Origin of the sequence: Streptomyces sp. TLI_146 (assembly GCF_002846415.1) — a bacterium.
GTDB lineage: Bacteria > Actinomycetota > Actinomycetes > Streptomycetales > Streptomycetaceae > Streptomyces.
Window position 1 is genome coordinate 2,908,191 of sequence record NZ_PJMX01000001.1, and the last position, 23,899, is coordinate 2,932,089.

A 23,899-nucleotide genomic window follows, 5' to 3' on the forward strand; every position below is an offset into this window, starting at 1 on the left:
CTGCCACGCCCCACTGACAATCCCCGCCAGTGTGCGGCGGGGACCGCGCCGGGACGGCTGTCAGTGGTCCGTGACAGGATCGGAACCGTACGTATCGCACACGTCGCTCGAAGGGGAGCGCCATGGCCACCAAGCCGCCCGCAGGGGACCCGGTTCAGGACGCGCCGCAGGTCGCGCCGCCCAAGCACGCCGCCGCCGGGCTTCCCGCCATCGGGTACACGGCGCTGGTGGCCCAGCAGCAGATGGGCGTGGCCCGGGCGACGCGGACGCTACTGAAGGTCAACCAGAAGGACGGGTTCGACTGTCCGGGGTGCGCCTGGCCGGAGGGCGACAAGCGGCACGTGGCGGAGTTCTGTGAGAACGGGGCGAAGGCGGTCGCCGAGGAGGCGACGCTGCGCCGCGTCACCCCCGACTTCTTCGCCGCGCACCCGCTCTCCGACCTCGCGGAGCGCAGTGGGTACTGGCTGGGCCAGCAGGGCCGGATCACCCAGCCGATGTACCTGCCGGAGGGCGCCGACCGGTACGAGGCGGTGACCTGGGAGCGGGCGTTCGAGATCATCGCCGATGAGCTGAAGGCGCTGGACTCGCCGGACAAGGCGCTCTTCTACACCTCGGGGCGCACCAGCAACGAGGCCGCGTTCCTGCTCCAGCTCTTCGCGCGCGAGTTCGGCACGAACAACCTGCCGGACTGCTCCAACATGTGCCACGAGTCGTCCGGTTCGGCGCTCACCGAGACCATCGGCATCGGCAAGGGCAGCGTCTCCCTTGAGGACCTGCACCAGGCCGACCTGATCATCGTCGCCGGGCAGAACCCGGGCACGAACCATCCGAGGATGCTCTCGGCCCTGGAGGAGGCCAAACGGGCGGGCGCGAAGATCATCTCGGTGAACCCGCTGCCCGAGGCGGGCATGGAGCGCTTCAAGAACCCGCAGACCGCCAAGGGCCTCGCGCTCGGCGGCCAGGCGCTCAACGACCTCTTCCTCCAGATCCGCATCGGCGGCGACCAGGCCCTGTTCCGCCTGCTCAACAAGCTGATCGTGGAGACCGAGGGGGCCGTGGACGAGCTGTTCGTCCGCGAACACACCCATGGGTACGAGGAGTTCGCCGAGGCTGCCCGGGCCGCCGACTGGGACGAGACGCTGGCCGCGACCGGTCTCACGCGCGCGGAGATCGAGCAGGCGCTGTCCATGGCGCTCGCCTCCCGGCGCACCATCGTCTGCTGGGCGATGGGCCTGACCCAGCACAAGCACGCGGTGGCGACGATCCGGGAAGTGGTCAACTTCCTTCTGCTGCGCGGCAACATCGGCCGCACCGGCGCGGGGGTCTGCCCGGTGCGCGGGCATTCGAACGTACAGGGCGACCGCACCATGGGCATCTTCGAGCGCCCCGCGCCCGCGTTCCTCGACGCCCTGGAGAAGGAGTTCGGCTTCGCGCCGCCGCGCCACCACGGCTATGACGTGGTCCGCTCCATCGAGGCGCTGCGCGACGGAAAGGCGAAGGTGTTCTTCGCGATGGGCGGCAACTTCGTGGGGGCCACGCCCGACACCGAGGTCACCGAGGCCGCGATGCGCCGAGCCTCGCTCACCGTCCATGTGTCGACCAAGCTCAACCGCTCCCACGCGGTCACCGGTCGGCGTGCGCTGATCCTGCCGACGCTCGGGCGCACCGACAAGGACGTGCAGAAGAGCGGCAAGCAGTTCGTGACCGTCGAGGACTCGATGGGCCTGGTGCACTCCTCGCGCGGCAACCTCAAGCCCGCGAGCCCGCATCTGCTCTCCGAGCCCGCCATCGTCGCCCGTCTCGCGCGCGCCACGCTGGGCGCCGGGTCGACGGTGGAATGGGAGGAGTTCGAGAAGGACTACGCGAAGATCCGCGACCGCATCGCGCGCGTGGTCCCCGGCTTCGAGGACTTCAACGCGCGCGTGGCGAAGCCCGGCGGCTTCCGGCTGCCGCACGCGCCGCGCGACGAGCGCCGCTTCCCCACCGCGACCGGGAAGGCCAACTTCACGGCCGCGCCGGTGGAGTACCCGACGGTGCCCGAGGGCCGGCTGCTGCTCCAGACCCTGCGCTCGCACGACCAGTACAACACCACGATCTACGGCCTGGACGACCGCTACCGGGGCATCAAGGGCGGCCGCCGGCTGGTGCTCGTGAACGCCGAGGACGCGCGCGAGCTGGGGTTCGCGGACGGCTCGTACGTGGACCTGGTCAGCGAGTGGAAGGACGGCGTGGAGCGGCGGGCGCCGGGCTTCCGGGTCGTGCACTACCCGACGACGCGGGGGTGCGCCGCGGCGTACTACCCGGAGACCAACGTGCTGGTGCCGCTGGATTCCACGGCGGACACGAGCAACACCCCTGCCAGCAAGTCCGTGATCGTACGTCTGGAACAATCGGCGACCGTCTAAGCGTTCGCTCAGACACGTCGGCCGGCCAGGCCGGAGGAACCGGACCACGATCGGAGTCCCGCCCATGGGTGAGCAGAGCAAGGTGAAGTTCCCGCAGGAGGTCATCGACGAGTACGCGGCGCTGGGCATCGACCTGCCCGCGCTGTTCTCCGCGGGGCACCTCGGCACCCGGATGGGCGTGCAGATCCTGGAGGCGTCGGCGGAGCGGGTCGTCGGCACGATGCCGGTGGAGGGGAACACGCAGCCGTACGGGCTGTTGCACGGGGGTGCGTCGGCGGTGCTCGCCGAGACGCTGGGGTCGGTGGGGTCGATGCTGCACGGGGGGATCTCGAAGATCGCGGTGGGGGTCGATCTGAACTGCACGCATCATCGGGGGGTGCGGAGTGGGCTGGTCACGGGGGTGGCCACGCCGGTGCATCGGGGGCGGTCCACGGCGACGTACGAGATCGTGATCTCGGATGAGGAGGGGAAGCGGGTGTGTACGGCTCGGCTTACTTGTCTGCTGCGGGACGCGGAGGCCCCCAAGGTTTGAGCCCCTCCCCGCCCCTTCCCTAAACCCTCCGGGGGTGGGTGGTCGCACGGTGGGCGGATCTTCCTGGGGGCTGCGCCCCCCGGCCCCGGTGCGGGGGCTCCGCCCCTGCACCCTGTCTCGGGGCTGCGCCCCGGATCCCGTTCGTCTGCGGACCGTAGATGGCTGGTCGCGCAGTTCCCCGCGCCCCTAGGAATGCCGCTGCGCGGCAATCCCCTGGGCGCCTCGAAGGGGCGCACCTCAGGGGCGCGGGGAACTGCGCGAGCAACCCAGCACGGCCCGCAGACAAAACCCGCCCGCCCGGGACGGCCCGCACTCGACGTCCCCCGCACTCCAAGGGGCGCGGGGAACTGCGCGACCAGCCCACCGCCACCCGCAGACGAACAGCCCCGCAGTCGGGTCTGGGACCGAGCCCCCAGCAAGCCACCTCAACCCCCCCCCCGCCCGGCCGCCCGCCAGAGGGCTTAAGGGAAGGGGCGGGGTGGGGAAAAAACCCCAACCCCCCTACCCCCCACCCCAGTTGTGTCACCGATCGTGACCCCCTACCGTTCCCGTCATGGCCAGCCCATCGGGAACCGGACACCCCTCCGTGACGCGGTACCGACCGCTCCGGATCGTCGCCTGTGCGCTGATCGTCGTCGCCGCGGGCACCGGGTGTTCCAGCGGCCACCACACCGCCTCCCACGCCACCTCCGCCCCGGCCCCCACAACCACCACCCCGGAAGAGGACTGCCGGCGGCTGGTCGAGTACTGGGCGCGGGCGATGATCCAGGGCAATCGCTGGTCGGGCCTCGACTGGGAGCAGAAGGGGTTCTCGATCGACCAGCACGAAGTCCATGATCGGGTCGTCGCCGCCGCCCGCGCCGAGCAGCGTACGAACGGAACCGCCGCCGCGCTCGATCTGATAGCGCGTCAGTCCCGGCAGGAGTGCACCGCCCGGCACGGCGCGATGGGAGGTGGTCGGCACTAGGTCCGTACCGGGGCCGCACCAACCTTCCGGCCACTCCCGATCGTAACGCTCCGTAACTCGGGCGAAATGGATAAACGGGATCCGCGCCTCCGGTCCATATTCACAAGATCATCACCGATATCCGGTGCATGGACATCACCGCAGGTGGGGCCACTACCCCCGGCAGACCCCTCTGTCAGTAGCAAGATCAGCTCAAGCCCCTTAGCGGAACTGGGAATTCTCAGTATGTGGGCACTCTTCGGGCTCACCAATGCCCCCATCTGTCCACAGAGCTCCCCCAGGCGTGTCCGCTCGTCATAACAAGAAAGTCACATCCTGACCTTCCCTGGTCCCCGACTCAGCAACCTGCGCCTAGAGTCACGGCCAGTCACCGCGCCGCCGGGCGCGTCTGCTGCACGGCACCTGTACCACCCCAGTACGGCCCGGCGAGTCACACGGCGCCTCAGCGGAGGCGTCGCGCCAGGGAGAGGACATATCGTGCGACACCGTTCCTTGCTCATACTCACCACCGTGCTCACCACGGGGGCGCTCACCCTCACCGCGTGCGGATCGCGCGACAAGAAGGACGACAACGGCGGCGGCGGCAAGACGACGACCGTGGTCATCGGTGTCGACGCACCCCTGACCGGCCAGAACTCCGCCACCGGCCTCGGCATCCAGTACGGCGTACAGATCGCCGTCGACGACGCCAACGCCAAGAACCTGGTCCCCGGCGTCAAATTCGCGGTCAAGGCGCTGGACGACAAGGCGCTGCCGCCGACCGGCCAGCAGAACGCCACCGCGCTCGTCGCCAACAAGGACGTCCTCGGTGTCGTCGGCCCGCTGAACTCCGGCGTCGCCCAGACGATGCAGCAGGTCTTCGCGACCGCCAACCTCGTCGAGATCTCCCCTCGAACACCAACCCGACCCTGACCCAGGGCAAGGACTGGGCGGCCGGGAACAAGTCCCGTCCGTTCAAGACCTACTTCCGCACCGCCACCACCGACGCCATCCAGGGTGGCTTCGCCGCGGACTACGCGGTCAACACCCTGAAGAAGAAGAACGTCTTCGTCGTCGACGACAAGCAGACCTACGGCGCCGGTCTCGCCCAGCTCTTCAAGCAGGGCTTCACCAAGGCGGGCGGCAAGGTCGCGGGCGAGGACCACGTCAACGTGGGCGACAAGGACTTCGCCGCCCTCGTCACCAAGATCAAGAACTCGGGTGCGGACCTCGTCTACTACGGCGGCCAGTACGACGAGGCGCAGATCGTCACCAAGCAGCTCAAGGACTCCGGCGCCAAGATCCCGCTCTTCGGCGGCGACGGCATCTACAGCGACACCTTCATCACCACCGCCGGCAAGGCGGGCGAGGGCGACCTCGCGACCTCGGTCGGCGTGCCGGTCGACACCCTGGACAAGGCCAAGGACTTCATCCAGAAGTACAAGGACAAGAAGTACCCGGGTGACTACGGCACCTACGGCGGTTACTCGTACGACGCCGCCACCGCCATCATCAAGGCCGTCGGCAACGTGGTGAAGGACGGCAAGGTCCCGGCCGACGCCCGTCAGCAGATCGTCGCCGAGGTCCAGAAGACCCAGTTCGACGGTATCGCCGGCCAGGTCGCCTTCGACGAGTTCGGTGACACCACCAACAAGCAGCTGACCGTCTACCAGGTCACCAACGGGAAGTGGAAGGCCGTCAAGAGCGGCACGTACAACGCAGGCTGATCCAGCCCGTACCGCACGTTCCACAGCACCACCGCACGACAACAGGGCCGCGCGGCCACGACAACCGTCCACCGCGCGGCCCGACGTCTACTCCCCTCGCACTCACTCCCCATCCCATGGAGGCCTTGCGGTGCACACTCTGCCGCAGAACCTGGCCAACGGGCTGCTCCTCGGCTCGATGTACGGGCTGATAGCCATCGGTTACACGATGGTCTACGGCATCGTCCAGCTCATCAACTTCGCACACGGCGAGATCTTCATGACGGGCGCCTTCGGCGGCCTCACGGTCTACCTCTATGTGCTCCCCGACGGCGTATCCATGTGGATAGCCCTCCCCCTGATGCTGATCGGCGGCGCCATCGTCTCCGTACTGATCGCCCTGGGAGCGGAACGCTTCGCCTACCGGCCACTGCGCGGCGCGCCACGCCTGGCGCCGCTGATCACCGCGATCGGCCTCTCGCTCGCGCTCCAGCAGGCGGTCTTCAACTGGTACCCGAACGCCAAGAACGACGAGAACTTCCCGCAGCTCCCGGGCGGGCCGTTCCACATCGGCTCGATCACCTTCGGCTCCGGTGACATCTTCCTGATCACCGCGGCCCCGCTCTGCATGGCGGCCCTCGCCCTCTTCGTCCGCTCCTCGCGCACCGGCCGTGCCATGCAGGCCACCGCGCAGGACCCGGACACCGCCCAGCTCATGGGCATCGACACCAACCGCATCATCATGATCGCCTTCGCCATCGGCGGCCTCTTCGCCGCCGTCGCGGGCGTCGCCTGGGGCCTCAAGTACGGCTCGATCAAGTACGAGATGGGCTTCCAGGCCGGCCTCAAGGCCTTCACCGCGGCTGTCCTCGGCGGTATCGGCAACATCTACGGCGCCATGATCGGCGGTGTGGTCCTCGGCCTCGCCGAGACCATGGCCAGCGCGTACATCGCCAACGTCCCCGGGATGCAGCAGCTCGGCGGCTCGGGCTGGGCGAACGTCTGGGCGTTCGTCCTCCTCATCCTCGTCCTGCTCTTCAGGCCACAAGGCCTGGTGGGCGAACGCGTCGCGGACAGGGCGTGATCGACATGACCACCAGCACCACCAAGACCACCGCCCCCGCGGCCGAGCCCCTCGGCATCGTCCCGCTGCCGGCGCCCGTCGCCCGGTTCCTCATCGCGGTCGGCGCCGTCGCCACCATCGCCTCCACCTTCCTCGCCTGGACCTGGACCTCCGAGTTCCCCGGCGACCTCACCGTCACCGGCTACCCGGCCGGGCTCCAGACCCTCACCCTGATCGCCGGAGCACTCACCCTGCTCTACGCCCTCGCGGGCTACGGCGTCCGCGGCCTGGGCTGGCTCAACCCGGGCGGCAGCAACAACCCGGTGCTCCTCGCCGCGGTCTCCGCGTTCGCGGTCGTCTGGTACACCGCGATCGCCATCTCGTACGACCTGGGCGGCCTGGCCAACCTGGAGCCGGGCGCGTACGTCGCGGCCGTCTCCTCGCTGCTGCCGGTCGTCGGCGCGCTCGCGCTGCCGCACCCGGGCCGCTCGCTGCGCGACCACATCGCCAAGCCGGACGGCATCCCGGCGGCCGCGCCGCTGCCCAGCTGGGTCCAGCGCCTGATCATCTCGCTGGCCACCGCGCTCGGCCTGGTCGTCTTCACGTACGGCATCGGCGTCAACGACGACGAGAGCGAGACCTTCATCGGTCTGCTGCTCCTGGTCCTGTTCGGCTCGATGGCGCTGTTCGCCGCCGGACTCTTCGAGCGGTTCACCGAACTCAACGTCCAGCACAAGGGGTTCGCGACCACCGCCGTGTTCCTCGCGGCCGTGATCTTCCCGTTCACCCAGAGCGAGGACCACAACGCCAACCTCGGCGCCAACATCCTCATCTTCGGCACCGTGGCCCTCGGCCTCAACATCGTCGTCGGCCTCACCGGTCTGCTCGACCTCGGTTACGTGGCCTTCCTCGGCGTCGGCGCCTACGCGGCCGCGCTGGTCTCGGGCTCCGAGTTCTCCCGCTTCTCCGGTGTACAGGTCCCGTTCTGGGCCGCCGCGCTGATCGGCATGGGCGCCTCACTGGTCTTCGGCGTGATCATCGGTGCACCGACACTGCGGCTGCGCGGCGACTATCTGGCCATCGTGACCCTCGGCTTCGGAGAGATCTTCCGGATCACCGTCAACAACCTCGACGGCGGCTCCGGCCCCAACCTCACCAACGGCCCCAACGGCATCTCCCAGATCCCCGACCTGGAGATCTTCGGGTTCAACCTCGGCGCCGCGCACGACATCGCCGGACGCACCATCGGCCGCTTCGGCAACTACCTGTTCCTGATGCTGCTGATCACGGCGCTCATCGTGCTCGTCTTCAACCGCGCCGCGAACTCCCGTATCGGCCGCTCCTGGATCGCCATCCGCGAGGACGAGACCGCCGCCACCGCCATGGGCATCAACGGCTTCCGGGTCAAGCTCATCGCCTTCGCCCTGGGCGCCTCGCTCGCCGGTCTCGCGGGCACGGTCTTCGCCCACGTCAACTACAGCGTGGTGCCGAGCCCCTTCCAGTTCGCCGGTGCCGCGCCGCCCAACTCGGCCTTCCTGCTCGCGGCCGTCGTCCTCGGCGGCATGGGCACGGTGAGCGGTCCGCTCCTGGGCGCCTCGCTGCTCTACCTCATCCCCGAGAAGCTGGGCTTCCTCAAGGAGTACGAGCTCTTCGGCTTCGGTGTCGCACTCATCCTGCTGATGCGGTTCCGCCCCGAGGGCATCGTCGCCAACCGGCGCCGCCAGCTCGAATTCCACGAGACCGGCCAGCTGGACGTGCCCGACAAGGGCCTTCCGGACACCACCGTCGGCGTCACCAAGGCGGAGGCGTAACCATCATGACCACCACCATCGCCCCCAGCCCGGTGCTCGAAGCGTCCGGCGTCACCATGCGGTTCGGCGGTCTGACCGCCGTACGCAACGTCGACCTCACCGTCAACAGCGGCGAGATCGTCGGTCTCATCGGCCCCAACGGCGCCGGCAAGACCACCTTCTTCAACTGCCTCACGGGGCTCTACGTCCCCACCGAGGGCAAGGTCTCGTACAAGGGGACCGTGCTCCCGCCCAAGCCGCACCTGGTCACCCAGGCCGGTATCGCGCGCACCTTCCAGAACATCCGGCTCTTCGCCAACATGACCGTTCTGGAGAACGTGCTCGTCGGGCGGCACACCCGCACCAAGGAGGGCCTCTGGTCCGCCCTGCTGCGCGGCCCCGGCTTCAAGAAGGCCGAGGCCAGGTCCCGCGAACGGGCCATGGAACTCCTGGAGTTCATCGGCCTCCAGCACAAGGCGGACCACCTCGCCCGCAATCTGCCCTACGGCGAGCAGCGCAAGCTGGAGATCGCCCGGGCGCTGGCGAGCGAGCCGGGGCTGCTGCTCCTGGACGAGCCGACCGCCGGTATGAACCCGCAGGAGACCCGGGCCACCGAGGAACTGGTCTTCGCCATCCGGGACATGGGCATCGCCGTCCTCGTCATCGAGCACGACATGCGCTTCATCTTCAACCTGTGCGACCGGGTGACGGTGCTGCTCCAGGGCGAGAAGCTCGTCGAGGGCACGTCGGACGTGGTGCAGGGCGACGAGCGCGTGGTCGCGGCGTACCTCGGCACACCGTTCGAGGGGGCGCCGGGGGACGAGGAGGTCGCGGAGGTGGAGGCGGCGGCCGCGGCTGCGGCCGAGGCCGCCGAGGTGGACTCCGCCGGGGCTCCCGCCTCCCCGGAGGCCGCTCCGGCCGAGGCGGACGCCGCTCCGGCCGAGACCGACACCGCCTCCTCCGAGGCCGATGCTCCAGGAAAGACCCGTACCGAAGGAGACTCCCAGTGACCGCTCTTCTGGAAGTCGAAGACCTCCGCGTCGCCTACGGCAAGATCGAGGCCGTCAAGGGGATCTCCTTCAGCGTCGAGGCGGGCCAGGTCGTCACGCTCATCGGCACCAACGGCGCCGGCAAGACCACGACCCTGCGGACCCTGTCGGGGCTCCTCAAGCCCTCCGGCGGCCGGATCACGTTCGACGGGAAGCCCCTGTCGAACATCCCCGCGCACAAGATCGTCTCGCTCGGGCTGGCCCACTCCCCCGAGGGCCGGCATATCTTCCCGCGTCTGAGCATCGCCGAGAACCTCCAGCTGGGAGCGTTTCTGCGGAACGACAAGGAAGGCATCGAGAAGGACATCCAGCGGGCGTACGAGCTGTTCCCCATCCTGGGCGAACGGCGCAAGCAGGCCGCCGGCACGCTGTCGGGCGGTGAGCAGCAGATGCTCGCGATGGGCCGGGCGCTGATGTCCCAGCCCAAGCTGCTGATGCTGGACGAGCCGTCGATGGGGCTCTCCCCGATCATGATGCAGAAGATCATGGAGACCATCGTCGAGCTCAAGGCCCAGGGCACCACGATCCTGCTCGTCGAGCAGAACGCGCAGGCCGCGCTGTCCCTGGCGGATCACGCCCATGTGATGGAGGTCGGCGAGATCAAGCTCTCCGGCTCCGGCCAGGACCTCCTCCACGACGAGAACGTCCGCAAGACGTACCTCGGCGAGGATTAGGCGCCGGGTGGGGTGAGCTGGTCGGTCGGCTGCGGGTCGTCCGTGGTTGCTCGCGCAGTTCCCCGCGCCCCTTAGGAAGTACGGGCCGCGCCACGAGATGTGGCGCGGCCCATGCCGTCTGCGTTCGTGGACCGGTCAGCCGTACCCCCTAGGGGCGCGGGGCTGTGACATGTGCGGCTCCGCCGCGTGGGCGCGAGCAACCCACCACCGGCCCGCAGACAAAGACCGGGCTTACCCCTTCGCCGCCTTCTTCTCCTCCGCGTCCTCGATGACCGCCTCCGCGACCTGCTGCATCGACAGGCGCCGGTCCATCGACGTCTTCTGGATCCAGCGGAACGCGGCGGGCTCGGTCAGCCCGTACTGCGTCTGCAGGATCGACTTCGCGCGGTCGACCAGCTTGCGCGTCTCCAGGCGCTGGGAGAGGTCCGCGACCTCCTTCTCCAGCGCCTTCAGCTCGGTGAAGCGCGACACCGCCATCTCGATCGCGGGCACCACGTCGCTCTTGGAGAACGGCTTCACCAGGTACGCCATCGCCCCCGCGTCCCGCGCCCGCTCCACCAGGTCGCGCTGCGAGAACGCGGTGAGCATCAGGACCGGCGCGATGGAGTCCTTGGCGATCTGCTCGGCGGCCGAGATGCCGTCCAGGATCGGCATCTTCACATCGAGGATGACCAGGTCGGGGCGGTGCTCCCGGGCCAGCTCGACGGCCTTCTGGCCGTCCCCGGCCTCGCCGACGACCGCGTAGCCCTCTTCTTCGAGCATCTCTTTGAGGTCGAGGCGGATGAGGGCCTCGTCCTCGGCGATGACGACGCGGGTCGTCAGCGGCGGGACGTGCGACTGGTCGTCGTCGGCGACGGGCTGGGGCGACTCGGGGGCGGTCACGGGGGCTCCTTGTTGCGGGGCAAGTACTGCTTCCCAAGAGCGTACCCAGCTGCGGTAAGGTGTGGTCACGGCGGGTAGCCGCCTACCTTTGGTTCCAAGGATGCCCCGGTAGCCCAGCGGTAGAGGCAATGGTCTCAAACACCATCCAGCGTCGGTTCGAATCCGACCCGGGGTACTTTTCGTGCGAATCCATGGTCACGCACCGTTGAGGTTCGCGTCACTCCCCACCCCTTTTCTGAAAGCCCGGGCCCCCACCCGTACGACAGGGGCCCGACGGCTCAGTGCGGCGTGCCGAGGTAGGGGAACTCCTGGAGCAGGTCCCGGTGCGGGGCGATGTGGTCCGTGGTGATCTTCCCGCCGGAGACCATGGCCAGCCGGGCCGAGGTGACGTCGTCCGTGAGCGTGCGGCCGTTGGGGTACGCGGCGGGCCTGCTCCGGTCGTAGCGCAGGATGTCGGGGAGCACCGTGCTCAGGGCCGCTTCCGCCGACTCCCCGGTGTAGCCGCCGGTGTGCCGCAGGACCGCCGTCCAGGGGGCGCGGTAGGTGTCCCAGTCGTCGGCCGGTTCGCCCGCGTTGTACGCGTCCTTGACCTCCTCCGCGTTGAAGTACGCCGTGAGGGAGGGATGGGCGCCCCGGTCCACCGAGGTCAGCGTCCCGTTCCGGTGGACGCTGACGCGGGCCCAGACGCCGATGACGGGGTCGGCGCCGAGTTCGGCGTCGGGGACTTCCAGGACGATGCCGAAGACGTTCTTGTCGGCGCCCCAGTCGGTGCCGGTCCACTGGAAGTCCTTGACGATGCCGTCGAGGTCCGCGAAGAACGGGTCGCTGCGCAGCCCGGCCGAGACGAGGTACTGCCCCGCCTCGGTGACCTGGGGGTAGGGGCCGAAGCTGACGGGCGCGTCGGTGAACATCGGGGTGCCGGCGGCCTCGTGGGCGCGGGCCTCGGCGCCGGTGGCCCGGTGGACGGTGAGGGTCTGCTCCCCGTCGTCGGCGGGGTCGGAGAAGGTGAAGCTGTAGGCGACGTCGGCCCGGTGGTCGCCGTCGGTGTCGACGTTGAGGCGGTAGACGGCGTCCGGGTGGAAGGCCCGGCCGCCGGTGGGGGCGATCGGGTTGACGTTCATGATGAGGACGGTGCGGTCGCCGGGGACCGAGAAGGCGAACACGTCGGTGAGGTCGAGGCGCGCGTCGTCCATGGGCGAGCGCAGGTGCGGCCCGCTGAGGTGATGTGACATGCCGTCAGCGTGGCGGCGGACCCCGGCCCTGACGCCCGAGGCCGGGCCGTCGGGTCATCCCTTCGGCCCGGCCCCGTCCCCGGTACGGTGGTGCGGTCGGCTACTGGGGCCGCGTTCAAAGACACGCGCTCAGCCCTTGGGGCTGTCGTCCTCGCCGATGTGGTGGACGCGGACCAGGTTGGTCGAGCCCGCGACCCCGGGCGGGGAGCCCGCCGTGATGACCACGATGTCGCCGCGCCGGCAGCGGCCGATCTTCAGGAGTTGTTCGTCGACCTGGGCCACCATCGCGTCCGTCGACTCCACGTGCGGCCCGAGGAACGTCTCCACGCCCCAGGTGAGGTTGAGCTGGGAGCGGGTGGCCGGGTCGGGCGTGAAGGCGAGCAGCGGGATCGGCGAGCGGTAGCGGGACAGGCGCTTGACGGTGTCGCCGGACTGGGTGAAGGCGACCAGGTACTTGGCGTTCAGGAAGTCGCCCATCTCGGCCGCCGCGCGGGCCACCGCGCCGCCCTGGGTGCGGGGCTTGCTGCGCTCGGTGAGCGGCGGCAGGCCCTTGGCCAGCACGTCCTCCTCGGCCGCCTCGACGATGCGGCTCATCGTACGGACGGTCTCGACGGGGTACTTGCCCACGCTGGTCTCGCCGGAGAGCATCACCGCGTCCGTGCCGTCGATGACCGCATTGGCCACGTCGCTCGCCTCGGCCCTGGTGGGGCGGGAGTTGTCGATCATCGAGTCCAGCATCTGGGTGGCCACGATGACCGGCTTGGCGTTCCGCTTGGCGAGCTTGATCGCCCGCTTCTGCACGATCGGGACCTGTTCGAGGGGCATTTCGACGCCCAGGTCGCCGCGCGCCACCATGATTCCGTCGAAGGCCGCGACGATGTCGTCGATGCTGTCGACCGCCTGCGGCTTCTCGATCTTGGCGATGACGGGAACGCGGCGGCCCTCCTCGTCCATGATGCGGTGGACGTCCTCGATGTCGCGGCCGCTGCGGACGAAGGAGAGCGCGATGATGTCGGCGCCGGTGCGCAGGGCCCAGCGCAGGTCCTCGACGTCCTTCTCGGAGAGCGCGGGCACGGAGACGGCGACGCCGGGGAGGTTGAGTCCCTTGTGGTCGGAGACCATGCCGCCCTCGACGACGCGGGTGCGCACGTGCGGGCCGTCGACACCGACGACCTCCAGGGCCACCTTGCCGTCGTCGACGAGGATGCGTTCACCGGTGGTGACGTCGTCGGCGAGGCCCGAGTAGGTGGTGCCGCAGGTGTGGCGGTCGCCCTCGACCTGCTCGACGGTGATGGTGAACTCATCGCCGCGTTCAAGCAGTACGGGACCTTCACGGAAACGCCCCAGACGGATCTTCGGGCCTTGAAGGTCGGCGAGCACTCCGACACTGCGGCCCGTTTCGTCGGACGCCTTGCGCACGCGCTGATAGCGCTCCTCGTGGTCGGCGTACGTGCCGTGGCTGAGGTTGAAGCGGGCGACGTCCATTCCGGCCTCGACCAGTGCCTTGATCTGGTCGTACGTGTCGGTGGCGGGCCCCAGGGTACAGACGATCTTTGCTCGACGCATGCTTCGAGCCTAGGCCTTACCGGCCGGTAGAGAATTGGTCCCGCGTGACTACTCAACAACCTTTGCATGAAGGGTTATTGACAACTGTTGAATTGTGCGCCGGGGCGCTCCGATGAGCGGACGGCACTCTGTCCCAGGCCCGGCGCAAACCCTTGACATGTCCAGGCCTCGACGCTGGAATATGTTCGTTTTCGTTCGACCTCGTTGAATTCGGCGCCACTACACCGACGGAGCCGCACATGTCATCGTTCAGGAAGTTCAGAAAACGGGCCGGTAAACGGGCTGGTACCGCACTCGCCGCACTTCCGCTGCTGGCCGGCGGCCTGGTCGCCCTGGCCGCCACGGCCGCGCCGCCCGCCGCGGCCGTCGACAACGGCCTCGCCCGGACCCCGCAGATGGGGTTCAACAACTGGAACTCCACGCACTGCCGGGCCGAGTTCAACGAGGCGATGGTCAAGGGGATCGCCGACACCTTCGTCTCGCAGGGCCTCAAGGACGCCGGGTACACCTACGTCAACCTCGACGACTGCTGGGCACAGCCCAGCCGCGACGCGAGCGGCAACCTCGTGCCCGACCCCGTGCGCTTCCCCCACGGGATCAAGGCTGTCGCCGACTATGTGCACTCCAAGGGCCTCAAGTTCGGCCTCTACTCCAGCGCGGGCACCAAGACCTGCGACGTCCAGGGCTTCCCCGGCGGGCTCGGCCACGAGCAGCAGGACGCCAACCTGTGGGCCTCCTGGGGCGTCGACTACCTCAAGTACGACAACTGCAACAACAACGGCGTCGACGCCAAGCAGCGCTACAAGGCGATGGGCGACGCGCTGACGGCCGCCACCCGCTCCACCGGCCGCCCGATCCTCTACAGCATCTGCGAGTGGGGCTCCAACCAGCCGTGGACCTGGGCCCCGGCCGTCGGCAACTCCTGGCGGACCACCGGCGACATCAGCGACTCCTGGTCGAGCATGATCTCCATCGCGCACCAGAACCAGTCGCTGGCGCCGTACGCCGGGCCGGGCGCCTGGAACGACCCCGACATGCTGGAGGTCGGCAACGGCGGGATGACCGACACCGAGTACCGCACCCACTTCAGCCTCTGGTCGCAGATGGCCGCGCCGCTGCTGATCGGCAGTGATCTGCGCACCGCGAGCGCCTCGACGCTGGCCATCCTCAAGAACACCGACGTGATCGCGGTGGACCAGGACCCGCTCGGCAAGCAGGGCACGGTCGTCGCCGGCTCCGGCGGCCTGGTCGTGATGTCCAAGCCCCTTTCCGACGGCGGCCGTTCGGTCACGCTGACCAACGAGACCACCTCCACGAAGACGGTGTCCACGACCGTGAAGGACATCGGCATCGGCGGGGCGTCCTCGTACACGCTGAAGGACCTGTGGTCCAAGGCGACGAGCACGACGACCAATGGCATCAGCGCGTCGGTGCCCGCGCACGGCACGGTCATGTTCCGGGTGACGCCGGGCAGTCCGGTGCCGCCGCCGACCGGCCTGAACCAGCTGAGCGATCTGCCGTGGACGTCGGCGGTGGGCGGCTGGGGTCCGGTGGAGCGCGACCGCAGCAACGGCGAGCAGGCGGCGGGCGACGGCCACGCCCTCACCATCGGCGGCACGACCTATGCCAAGGGGCTCGGCACGCACGCGCCCAGTGACATCTCGTACTACCTGGGCGGCGCCTGCGCGTCGCTCGGGGTCGACGTGGGCGTCGACGACGAGTCGACGAAGGGCGGGTCCGTACGGTTCCAGGTCTGGCGGGACGGGACGCTGGCCGCCGACAGCGGGGTGCGTACCGCCGCGGATCCGCCCAAGCACCTGAGCGCCGACCTCAAGGGCGGGTCGAAGCTGCGGCTCGTCGTCACGGACGGGGGCGACGGCATCAACTACGACCATGCCGACTGGGCCGACGCGAAGCTGGCCTGCGGGACCGGCCCCTCGGCCGGTACGCACGATCTCAGCGACCTGACCTGGACGTCGGCCACCAACGGGTGGGGGCCGGTGGAGAAGGACCGCAGCAACGCCGAGCAGGCGGCGGGTGACGGCACACCGCTCACCGTCAATGGAACGGTGTACGCGAAGGGCCTCGGCACCCACGCCGCGAGCTCCGTCTCGTACTACCTGGGCGGCGGCTGCTCCTCGCTGACCACGGCGGTGGGGGTGGACGACGAGGTCACCACCAAGGGGTCCGTCGTCTTCCAGATCTGGCGCGACGGGACGCAGGCCGCCGACAGCGGGAAGCTCACGTCTGCGGATGCGGCGAAGCAGTTGTCCGTCGATCTGACGGGCTCGCTTGAGGTGCGGCTTGTGGTCACCGACGCGGGGGACGGGGTCGACTACGACCATGCGGACTGGGCGGGGCCTCGGCTTGTGTGTGGCTAGTCCTCGTCTGCGGGCCGTGGGGGCTGGTCGCGCCCACGCGGCGGAGCCGCACAATGACACAGCCCCGCGCCCCTAGGTAGGTACGGCTGGCCCCGGGCAGATTCCGCGCGCGCCCCTAGGTAGATACGGCTGGCCCCGGGCGGATTCCGCCCGGGGCCGGGCGTTTTTTCGTGGTCATCCGATCGAAACCTGCCAGGGGTGTTGCGGATGGCCGGTTCTGCGCCAAAATCCTCTGGACCTTCTACGCGCGTCGCGTAGCGACTTCTACGCGCGTAACACACCGTCAGGGAGTGCATCACATGCCGCTGAACCGTAGGACGTTCCTGGGCACCACGGCCGCCGCCGGAGCCGGTGCGGCCATAGTCGGGGGCGTCGCGGCCCCCGCCGAGGCCCATGAGCACGGGCACGGGCGGACGCCCAAGCGGTACTCGTTCAGCGTCATGGGCACCACCGACCTGCACGGCAACGTCTTCAACTGGGACTACTTCACGGACAAGGAGTTCGACGACAAGGCCCACAACGACGTCGGCCTCGCCAAGATCTCCACGCTCGTCGAGCAGATCCGCAAGGAGAAGGGCCGCCACAACACCCTGATGATCGACGCGGGTGACACCATCCAGGGCACCCAGCTCTCGTACTACTACGCCAAGGTCGACCCGATCACGGCCAAGCACGGCCCGGTGCACCCGATGGCGCAGGCCATGAACGCGATCGGCTACCACGCCGCCGCCCTCGGCAACCACGAGTTCAACTACGGCATCCCGGTGCTGCGCAAGTTCGAGGAGCAGTGCGACTTCCCGCTGCTCGGCGCCAACGCGCTGGACGCCAAGACGCTGAAGCCCGCCTTCCGGCCGTACGTCATCAAGCGGATGTGCACCCCGCACGGCCGCGACGTGCGCGTCGCCATCCTCGGTCTCACCAACCCCGGCATCGCCATCTGGGACAAGGCCAACGTCAGCGGCAAGATGGTCTTCCCCGGCCTTGAGGAGCAGGCCGCGAAGTGGGTGCCCAAGCTGCGCTCGATGGGCGCGGACGTGGTGATCGTGGCCGCCCACTCGGGCTCCTCGGGCACCTCCTCGTACGGCGACCAGCTGCCCTACATCGAGAACGCGGCCGCGCTCGTGGCCCAGCAGGTGCCGGGTATCGACGCGATCCTGGTCGGGCACGCGCACACGGAGATCCCCGAGTACCGGGTGGCGAACAAGCAGACCGGCAAGGAGGTCGTGCTCTCCGAGCCGCTGAAGTGGGGCCAGCGGCTGACCGTGTTCGACTTCGACCTGGTGTGGGAGAAGGGCCGCTGGACGGTCGAGAAGGCGGGCGCCAAGGTCCTCAACTCCAACACCGCCGCGGAGGACCCGAAGATCGTCCGGATGCTCTCGGACGAGCACAAGAAGGTCGTGGCGTACGTCAACCAGGTCATCGGCACCTCGAAGGCGGCCATGACCACCGCCGAGGCGGCCTGGAAGGACGAGCCGATCATCGACCTGATCAACACGGTCCAGGTCGACACGGTGAAGGCGGCGCTGGCGGGTGGCGCCTATGCCTCTCTGCCGGTTCTCTCCCAGGCGTCCTGCTTCTCGCGCACGGCCGTCATCCCGGCGGGCCAGGTCACCATCAAGGACGCGGCCGGGCTCTACCCGTTCGAGAACACGCTGGAGGCGCGGCTGCTGACGGGCGCCCAGCTCAAGGACTATCTGGAGTTCTCGGCGCGGTACTACGTCCAGACGGCCGCCGGGGCGCCCGTCGACCCGTCGAAGCTGACGAACGCCGACAACACCCCGGACTACAACTACGACGCGGTGTCGGGGCTCACGTATGACATCGACATCGCGAAGCCGGCCGGTTCCCGGATCGCGAACCTGAAGTTCCAGGGCAAGCCGCTGGACCCGGCCGCGCAGTTCGTCCTCGCCGTCAACAACTACCGGGCCAACGGCGGCGGGAACTTCCCGCATGTCGCGGCCGCGAAGCAGGTGTTCTCGAACTCGGAGGAGATCCGCAACACGATCATCGCCTGGGTGAAGGCGAAGGGCGTCGTCGACCCCGCCGCGTTCGCCTCCGTGGACTGGAAGCTGGTCCGCGACGGGGTCGCCGTCTTCTAGGCCCTCTCAGCCCTCCAGCGGGATCAGGCCGCCCGGTGCCCTCGGCGCCGGGCGGCTCTCCTCCTGCTTGGCCAGGCCGAACGTGGTGAACGCCGTCCGCGTCGGCAGCGGGTACGGCTCCTTGCCCGTCAGGGAGTTCAGGATCGCCGCGCTGCGCCAGGCCGCCAGGCCCAGGTCGGGGGCGCCCACGCCGTGGGTGTGCTTCTCCGCGTTCTGGACGTACACCGCGCCGGTGACCGAGCTGTCCAGGACCAGGCGGAAGTCCGCGTCGACGCGCGGGCGTTCGGAGGAGTCCAGGCGCATGTACGGGTCCAGGCCCGAGAGCATGCGGGTCAGCGGGCGCTCCCGGTAGCCGGTGGCCAGGATCACTGCGTCCGTGGTCAGCCGGGAGCGCACGCCCTGCTGGGTGTGTTCGAGGTGCAGCTCGACCTTGGTGGTGGCCACCCGGCCCGCCGTGCGGACGCTGACGCCGGGCGTGAGGGTCGCGTCGGGCCAGCCGCCGTGCTGGGTGCGGCGGTAGAGCTCGTCGTGGATGGCGGCGATGGTCTCCGCGTCGATGCCCTTGTGGAGCTGCCACTGGCGGGGCACCAGCTCGTCGCGTACGGGCTCGGCCAGGGCGTGGAAGTAGCGCGTGTAGTCGGGTGTGAAGTGCTCTAGGCCCAGCTTCGAGTACTCCATCGGCGCGAAGGTCTCGGTGCGGGCCAGCCAGGTGAGCCGCTCGCGGCCCGCCGGGCGGTTGCGCAGCAGGTCGAGGAAGACCTCGGCGCCGGACTGGCCGGAGCCGACGACGGTGATGTGGTCGGCGGCGAGGAACCGGTCCCGGTGGTCGAGGTAGTCGGCCGAGTGGATCACCGGCACCGCGGGCGCGTCCGCGAGCGGCCTGAGCGGCTCCGGCACATACGGCTCGGTGCCGACGCCGAGCACCAGGTTGCGGGCGAAGGCGCGGCCCAGCGCCTCGGCCTGGCCGTGCGCGTCGAGCTGGGTGAAGTCGACCTCGAACAGCTCCCGTTCGGGGTTCCAGCGCACCGCGTCCACCTGGTGGCCGAAGTGCAGCCCGGGCAGGCTCTCGCTGACCCAGCGGCAGTACGCGTCGTACTCGGTGCGCTGGATGTGGAAGCGCTCGGCGAAGTAGAACGGGAAGAGCCGCTCGCGGTGGCGCAGGTAGTTGAGGAACGACCAGGGGCTGGCGGGGTCGGCGAGGGTCACCAGGTCGGCCAGGAACGGGACTTGGAGGGTGGTGCCCTCGATGAGCAGGCCGGGGTGCCAGTGGAAGGCGCGGCGCTGTTCGTAGAAGGCGGTCGAGAGTCCGCCGGGCACACCGTGGGCGAGGGCGGCGAGCGAGAGGTTGAACGGGCCCACTCCGATGCCCACCAGGTCGTGCGGGCGGTCGAGGTCTTGGACGGGTGCCGGTGCGGTCATCGCGGGATGCTGCCTTCCACGGTCTTGAGGAGCTGTGCCAGGTCGCCGGTGGTGGTGTGGGGGTTGAGCAGGGTGGCCTTGAGCCAGAGGCGTCCGTCGGCGCGGGCCCTGCCGAGGACGGCCCGGCCCTCGGTGAGCAGGGCGCGGCGGATCCGGGCGACCTCATTGTCGGGGGCGCCCGTCGGGCGGAACAGGACGGTGGAGATCACGGGCCGCTCGTACAGGTCGAACCGGGGGTGCTCCTCGACCAGGTCCGCGAAGGTCCGGGCGAGGGCGAGCGTGCTGTCGACGAGCTCGGCGAGGCCGGTGCGGCCGAGCGCGCGGAGCGTGACGGCGATCTTCAGTACGTCCGGTCTGCGGGTGGTCCGCAGGGAGCGGCCGAGGAGGTCGGGCAGGCCCGCTTCGGTGTCGTCACCGGCGTTGAGGTAGTCGGCGGTGTGCGCCAGCGGGGCGAGGCGGGCCGGGTCGGGGACCGCGAGCAGCCCGGCGGCGACCGGCTGCCAGCCGAGTTTGTGCAGGTCGAGCGTGAGGGAGTGGGCGTGTTCGAGGCCGCGCAGCTTCTCCCGGTGGGTGTCGCTGAAGATCAGCGGGCCGCCGTAGGCCGCGTCGACGTGCAGTTCGGCGCCGTGCCGGGCGCACAGGGCGGCGATCTCGGGGAGCGGGTCGATCGCGCCGGTGTCGGTCGTGCCCGCGGTGGCGGTGACGAGCAGAGGTTGGTGCAGGTCGGTGAGGGCCTCGTCGAGGGCGGCGAGGTCGAGGGTGCCGGAGGGGGCGGGGACGGTGACCGGCTCCGGGAGGCCGAGGAGCCAGGCTGCGCGGGCGACCGAGTGGTGGGCGTTGGCGCCCTGGACGACCTGGACCGCCCCGTGCCGTTCGCGGGCCAGCAGCAGGGCGAGCTGGTTGGACTCGGTGCCGCCGCTGGTGACCAGCGCGTCGCCGCCGGGCCAGAACTCGGCGGCCAGCGCCCGGGTGACGAGGGCTTCGAGCTCGGTGGCCGCGGGGGCCTGGTCCCAGGAGTCGAGGGACGGGTTGAGCGCGGAGGCGGCCAGGTCGGCGGCCGCGGCGAGGGCCAGCGGCGGGGTGTGCAGATGGGCGGCGCAGCGCGGGTCGGCGGGGTCGGCCGCGCCCTGTGCCAGGGCCCGCACCAGCGTGGTCAGCGCCTCCTCGGCGCTGGTGCCCCGTAACGGGAGCACGTCGCCGATCGCGGCCCCGAGCCGCACGGCCACCGCCTCCGGCCCGCCGCCCGGCAACGGCCCGCCCCGGGCCACCGCGCCCTCGCGCAGCGCGTCGAGGACGACACCGAGGAGGGGGTGCAGGGCGGCGGGGCCGTGGGGGCCGCCGGCGAGGGGCGGGAGGTGCATGGGGCGAGTCCTTCGGGTGTGCGAACGACGGCCTCACCAGCGTGGAGCGTCCCGGCCCGGTGGGGCTGCCCTGCACAACGATCTCAACCCGAAAGTGGTACTGGCCCCCGGAGGCGGGGGGTTGGGGGGTGGCGCGCTGGTATGAGCGCGCCACCCCCGGCGCCGCCGTGCGGCGGCGTCCCCGGTCGGGCCGCCCCGGTCAGGCGTCCCGTACCGCCAGCGCCCTGCGCAGGTCGTCGACCTGGTCGGTCAGCTTGCGCCGCAGGGCCGGGAGGAGGTCGTCGCGGGACAGGCACGCCTCGCCCAGGGCCACCGTCTCCGCGTCGACCGCGAAGTCCGGGAAGGCGTAGCGGCCCGCCGCCTCCGCGATCGCGGGGCCGCGCCGGGCGGCCAGCGGGACCGCGTCCACGTAGAAGCGCGCCACGTACTCCCGTACCAGATCGGCCTGTTCGGGCTGCCAGAAGCCCTGGGCGGTGGCCGTGAACAGGTAGTTGGAGAGCGTGTCCCCCTCGAACATCGCGGACCACGCGGCGGCCTTCGCGGCGGTGTCCGGCAGCGCGGCGCGGCAGCGGGCCGCGCCCTCCTCGCCCGTCGCGCTGGGGTCGCGCGCCAGCTCGGCGGCGATCTGTGCCTCGGTGGTCGCGCCGAGCACCGCGAGGCGGTACAGGACGCGCCAGCGCAGCTCCGGGTCGAGCTCGGGGCCGCCGGGGACGCTGCCGTCGGCCAGCCACTCCTGGATGGTGTGGGGCTGGGCGGCGCAGTCGACGAAGTGGCGGACTGCGGTGAGGCGCAGGCCCGGGTTGTCGCCGTCCTCGGTGCGCCGGATCAGGTCCCGGGTCAGCTCGGTCAGGAGCGCGAGCGCGGCGGGGCGCGCCCCGGCCGCGAGATAGCGGCCGGCCACCTGTCCGGTGGCGAAGGTCAGGACGCCCTGCACGATCGCCAGGTCCGACTCGTACGGGAGGTGGGCGCGGGCCGCCTCCAGGTAGGCGGCGGGCGGGAGCTGGCCGTCGCGGACCATGTCGCGGGCGGCGTTCCAGACGACCGCGCGCGCCAGGGGGTCAGGGAGTCCGGACAGGGAGCGCAGGGCCGTCTCCCACGACTCGGTGTCCAGGCGCACCTTGGCGTAGCTGAGGTCGCCGTCGTTGAGGAGCACGAGCGCCGGGCGCGCGCCGGCGCGGGTCACCGGCTCGGCGGCGGGCACGTCGGTCTCGAAGCGCTCGCGCAGCACCAGCTGTCCGGGGCGCGCCGGGTCGGTGTCGTACGCGCCGACGGCGATCCGGTGCGGCCGGTCGCCGTCCTGCTCGACGGCGAGCGTCCAGGAGCCGCCGTTCTCGCCGACCACCGGCGTCAGCGTGTCCACGCCGGTGGTGCGCAGCCACTTCTCCGCCCAGGCGTGCACGTCGCGGTCGGTGGCGGAGGCCAGGTTGTCGATGAAGTCGGCGAGCGTGGCGTTGCCGAACTTGTGCCGCTTGAAGTGGGTGTTGATGCCTGCGAGGAAGTCCTTCTCGCCCAGCCAGGTCACCAGCTGGCGCAGGGCGGAGGCGCCCTTGGCGTAGGAGATGCCGTCGAAGTTGAGCATCGCGGAGGCGGTGTCGGGCACGGCGTCCGGGTCGGGGGCGACGGGGTGGGTGGAGGGCCGCTGGTCGGCGTCGTAGCCCCAGGCCTTGCGGACGATCCCGAAGTCCACCCAGGTGTCGGTGAAGCGGGTGGCCTCGGTGAGGGTCTGGTAGCCCATGTACTCGGCGAACGACTCGTTCAGCCAGATGTCGTCCCACCAGCGCAGGGTGACCAGGTCGCCGAACCACATATGGGCCATCTCGTGCGCGACGACCATGGCGCGGGTCTGGCGCTCGGTGTCGGTGACGGCGGAGCGGTAGACGAACTCGTCGCGGAAGGTGACCAGGCCCGGGTTCTCCATGGCGCCCGCGTTGAACTCGGGCACGAAGGCCTGGTCGTAGGAGTCGAACGGGTACGGCTCGTCGAACTTCTCGTGGTAGCGGTCGAAGCACTGCCGGGTGATCTCGAAGAGCTCCTCGGCGTCGGCGTCCAGGTACGGCGCCAGCGAGCGGCGGCAGTGCAGGCCGAACGGGAGGCCCGCGTGCTCGGTGGTGATCGAGTGCCAGGGGCCGGCGGCGAGCGCCACGAAGTAGGTGGAGAGCAGCGGGGTGGTGGCGGCCTTCCAGCGGCCGTCGCCCTGCCGCTCGGTGATGCCGTTGGCCAGCACGGTCCAGCCCTCGGGCGCGGTGACGGTGAGGTCGAAGGCGGCCTTCAGGTCGGGCTGGTCGAAGGCGGCGAAGACGCGCTGCACGTCCTCCATGAAGAGCTGGGTGTACGTGTAGGTCTCGCCGTCGACCGGGTCGGTGAAGCGGTGCAGCCCCTCGCCGGTGTGCGAGTACGTCATCTCCGCCTCGACGCGCAGCTCGTGCGGGCCCTCGGCGAGGCCGGTGAGCGCGAGGCGGTTCTCGACGAGGGCGGCGGGGTCCAGCGGCCGCCCGTCGAGGCTGACCGAGCGCAGGGTGGCCGGCTTGACCTCGACGAACGTGTCCCCGGCCGCGCGCGCGGTGAAGTGGATGACGGTCTGGGAGTCGAAGGTCTCCTCGCCGGTGGTGAGATCGAGCTCGATCTCGTACCGCTGGACGTCGAGGAGCCGGGCACGGGTCTGCGCTTCGTCGCGCGTCAGTACGGACATGGGGGCCATGCTGCCCGATGCCCCCCGGTCAGCACACGGGGGTTGCGTTCCGCTCTCAGCGCAGGCGCGTCTCAGCGCAGGCGCGCGGGCGCCCGGCGGCTCACC

15 protein-coding genes, 1 tRNA gene and 1 pseudogene are annotated in these 23,899 nt (G+C 70.1%); 11 read left to right on the forward strand and 6 right to left on the reverse strand.

All coding sequences use genetic code 11. The features are described from left to right. The first annotated feature begins 122 nt into the window (after positions 1–122). The 8 genes and pseudogenes from BX283_RS13280 to BX283_RS13315 all read left to right on the forward strand — a co-directional run bounded on the left by BX283_RS13280 (position 123) and on the right by BX283_RS13315 (position 10,165). Complete coding sequence (locus tag BX283_RS13280) at positions 123–2,405, forward strand: FdhF/YdeP family oxidoreductase (protein WP_101387827.1); 2,283 nt, start codon at positions 123–125, stop codon at positions 2,403–2,405. Between the two features lie 64 nt (positions 2,406–2,469). Then, positions 2,470–2,937 carry a hotdog fold thioesterase gene (locus tag BX283_RS13285; RefSeq protein ID WP_101387828.1) on the forward strand — a complete coding sequence of 156 codons (468 nt, stop codon included), beginning with the start codon at positions 2,470–2,472 and terminating at the stop codon, positions 2,935–2,937. A gap of 553 nt (positions 2,938–3,490) precedes the next feature. Beyond that, positions 3,491–3,904, forward strand: coding sequence for a hypothetical protein (locus BX283_RS13290; protein ID WP_143676425.1), 414 nt, complete (start codon positions 3,491–3,493; stop codon positions 3,902–3,904). Between the two features lie 492 nt (positions 3,905–4,396). After that, positions 4,397–5,610, forward strand: a pseudogene (locus BX283_RS13295) (branched-chain amino acid ABC transporter substrate-binding protein). A 130-nt stretch (positions 5,611–5,740) separates the two neighbouring features. Then, on the forward strand, positions 5,741–6,673 hold the full coding sequence (locus BX283_RS13300) for a branched-chain amino acid ABC transporter permease (protein WP_101387830.1): 933 nt from the start codon (positions 5,741–5,743) through the stop codon (positions 6,671–6,673). Between the two features lie 5 nt (positions 6,674–6,678). After that, complete coding sequence (locus BX283_RS13305; protein WP_101392318.1) at positions 6,679–8,463, forward strand: branched-chain amino acid ABC transporter permease; 1,785 nt, start codon at positions 6,679–6,681, stop codon at positions 8,461–8,463. Between the two features lie 5 nt (positions 8,464–8,468). Beyond that, positions 8,469–9,452 carry an ABC transporter ATP-binding protein gene (locus BX283_RS13310; protein ID WP_101387831.1) on the forward strand — a complete coding sequence of 328 codons (984 nt, stop codon included), beginning with the start codon at positions 8,469–8,471 and terminating at the stop codon, positions 9,450–9,452. Next, complete coding sequence (locus tag BX283_RS13315) at positions 9,449–10,165, forward strand: ABC transporter ATP-binding protein (RefSeq protein ID WP_101387832.1); 717 nt, start codon at positions 9,449–9,451, stop codon at positions 10,163–10,165. Before BX283_RS13310 ends, BX283_RS13315 begins: the two co-directional genes overlap by 4 nt. A 231-nt stretch (positions 10,166–10,396) precedes the next feature. On the opposite strand, the gene BX283_RS13320 is transcribed toward BX283_RS13315, so the two are convergent. Beyond that, positions 10,397–11,047, reverse strand: coding sequence for an ANTAR domain-containing response regulator (locus BX283_RS13320; RefSeq protein ID WP_101387833.1), 651 nt, complete (start codon positions 11,045–11,047; stop codon positions 10,397–10,399). A 102-nt stretch (positions 11,048–11,149) separates the two neighbouring features. Here BX283_RS13320 and BX283_RS13325 point away from each other — a divergent pair. Further along, positions 11,150–11,222, forward strand: a tRNA-Leu gene (locus BX283_RS13325). Positions 11,223–11,325: 103 nt separating this feature from the next. Here BX283_RS13325 and BX283_RS13330 read toward each other — a convergent pair. Further along, positions 11,326–12,279, reverse strand: coding sequence for a DUF4331 family protein (locus BX283_RS13330; RefSeq protein WP_101387834.1), 954 nt, complete (start codon positions 12,277–12,279; stop codon positions 11,326–11,328). A 129-nt stretch (positions 12,280–12,408) separates the two neighbouring features. Beyond that, positions 12,409–13,845 (reverse strand): pyruvate kinase, encoded by a 1,437-nt coding sequence (gene pyk, locus BX283_RS13335; RefSeq protein WP_101387835.1) that lies wholly within the window; start codon positions 13,843–13,845, stop codon positions 12,409–12,411. 239 nt (positions 13,846–14,084) lie between these two features. Here pyk and BX283_RS13340 point away from each other — a divergent pair, with 239 nt between their 5' ends. Together BX283_RS13340 and BX283_RS13345 are read left to right on the forward strand one after the other, a co-directional pair. Next, positions 14,085–16,226 (forward strand): NPCBM/NEW2 domain-containing protein, encoded by a 2,142-nt coding sequence (locus BX283_RS13340; RefSeq protein WP_101387836.1) that lies wholly within the window; start codon positions 14,085–14,087, stop codon positions 16,224–16,226. Positions 16,227–16,525: 299 nt separating this feature from the next. After that, positions 16,526–18,325, forward strand: a complete 1,800-nt coding sequence (locus BX283_RS13345) for a bifunctional UDP-sugar hydrolase/5'-nucleotidase (protein WP_101387837.1) — start codon at positions 16,526–16,528, stop codon at positions 18,323–18,325. 6 nt (positions 18,326–18,331) lie between these two features. Here the strand turns inward: BX283_RS13345 and BX283_RS13350 are convergent, their stop codons facing one another. The 3 genes from BX283_RS13350 to pepN all read right to left on the reverse strand — a co-directional run bounded on the left by BX283_RS13350 (position 18,332) and on the right by pepN (position 23,794). Continuing rightward, positions 18,332–19,744 carry a lysine N(6)-hydroxylase/L-ornithine N(5)-oxygenase family protein gene (locus BX283_RS13350; protein WP_101387838.1) on the reverse strand — a complete coding sequence of 471 codons (1,413 nt, stop codon included), beginning with the start codon at positions 19,742–19,744 and terminating at the stop codon, positions 18,332–18,334. Further along, positions 19,741–21,105, reverse strand: coding sequence for an aminotransferase class V-fold PLP-dependent enzyme (locus BX283_RS13355; RefSeq protein ID WP_101387839.1), 1,365 nt, complete (start codon positions 21,103–21,105; stop codon positions 19,741–19,743). The genes BX283_RS13350 and BX283_RS13355 overlap by 4 nt, the downstream gene beginning before the upstream one ends. Positions 21,106–21,304: 199 nt before the next feature. Beyond that, positions 21,305–23,794, reverse strand: a complete 2,490-nt coding sequence (gene pepN, locus BX283_RS13360) for an aminopeptidase N (RefSeq protein WP_101387840.1) — start codon at positions 23,792–23,794, stop codon at positions 21,305–21,307. Positions 23,795–23,899 lie beyond the last annotated feature (105 nt).

Bases quoted from the DNA above. Each gene is read 5' to 3' on its own strand.
- BX283_RS13280 (WP_101387827.1), top strand. From the start codon at position 123: ATGGCCACCAAGCCGCCCGCAGGGGACCCGGTTCAGGACGCGCCGCAG.
- BX283_RS13285 (WP_101387828.1), top strand. From the start codon at position 2,470: ATGGGTGAGCAGAGCAAGGTGAAGTTCCCGCAGGAGGTCATCGACGAG.
- BX283_RS13290 (WP_143676425.1), top strand. From the start codon at position 3,491: ATGGCCAGCCCATCGGGAACCGGACACCCCTCCGTGACGCGGTACCGA.
- BX283_RS13305 (WP_101392318.1), top strand. From the start codon at position 6,679: ATGACCACCAGCACCACCAAGACCACCGCCCCCGCGGCCGAGCCCCTC.
- BX283_RS13310 (WP_101387831.1), top strand. From the start codon at position 8,469: ATGACCACCACCATCGCCCCCAGCCCGGTGCTCGAAGCGTCCGGCGTC.
- BX283_RS13330 (WP_101387834.1), bottom strand. From the start codon at position 12,279: ATGTCACATCACCTCAGCGGGCCGCACCTGCGCTCGCCCATGGACGAC.
- pyk (WP_101387835.1), bottom strand. From the start codon at position 13,845: ATGCGTCGAGCAAAGATCGTCTGTACCCTGGGGCCCGCCACCGACACG.
- BX283_RS13340 (WP_101387836.1), top strand. From the start codon at position 14,085: ATGTCATCGTTCAGGAAGTTCAGAAAACGGGCCGGTAAACGGGCTGGT.
- BX283_RS13345 (WP_101387837.1), top strand. From the start codon at position 16,526: ATGCCGCTGAACCGTAGGACGTTCCTGGGCACCACGGCCGCCGCCGGA.
- BX283_RS13350 (WP_101387838.1), bottom strand. From the start codon at position 19,744: ATGACCGCACCGGCACCCGTCCAAGACCTCGACCGCCCGCACGACCTG.
- BX283_RS13355 (WP_101387839.1), bottom strand. From the start codon at position 21,105: ATGCACCTCCCGCCCCTCGCCGGCGGCCCCCACGGCCCCGCCGCCCTG.
- pepN (WP_101387840.1), bottom strand. From the start codon at position 23,794: ATGTCCGTACTGACGCGCGACGAAGCGCAGACCCGTGCCCGGCTCCTC.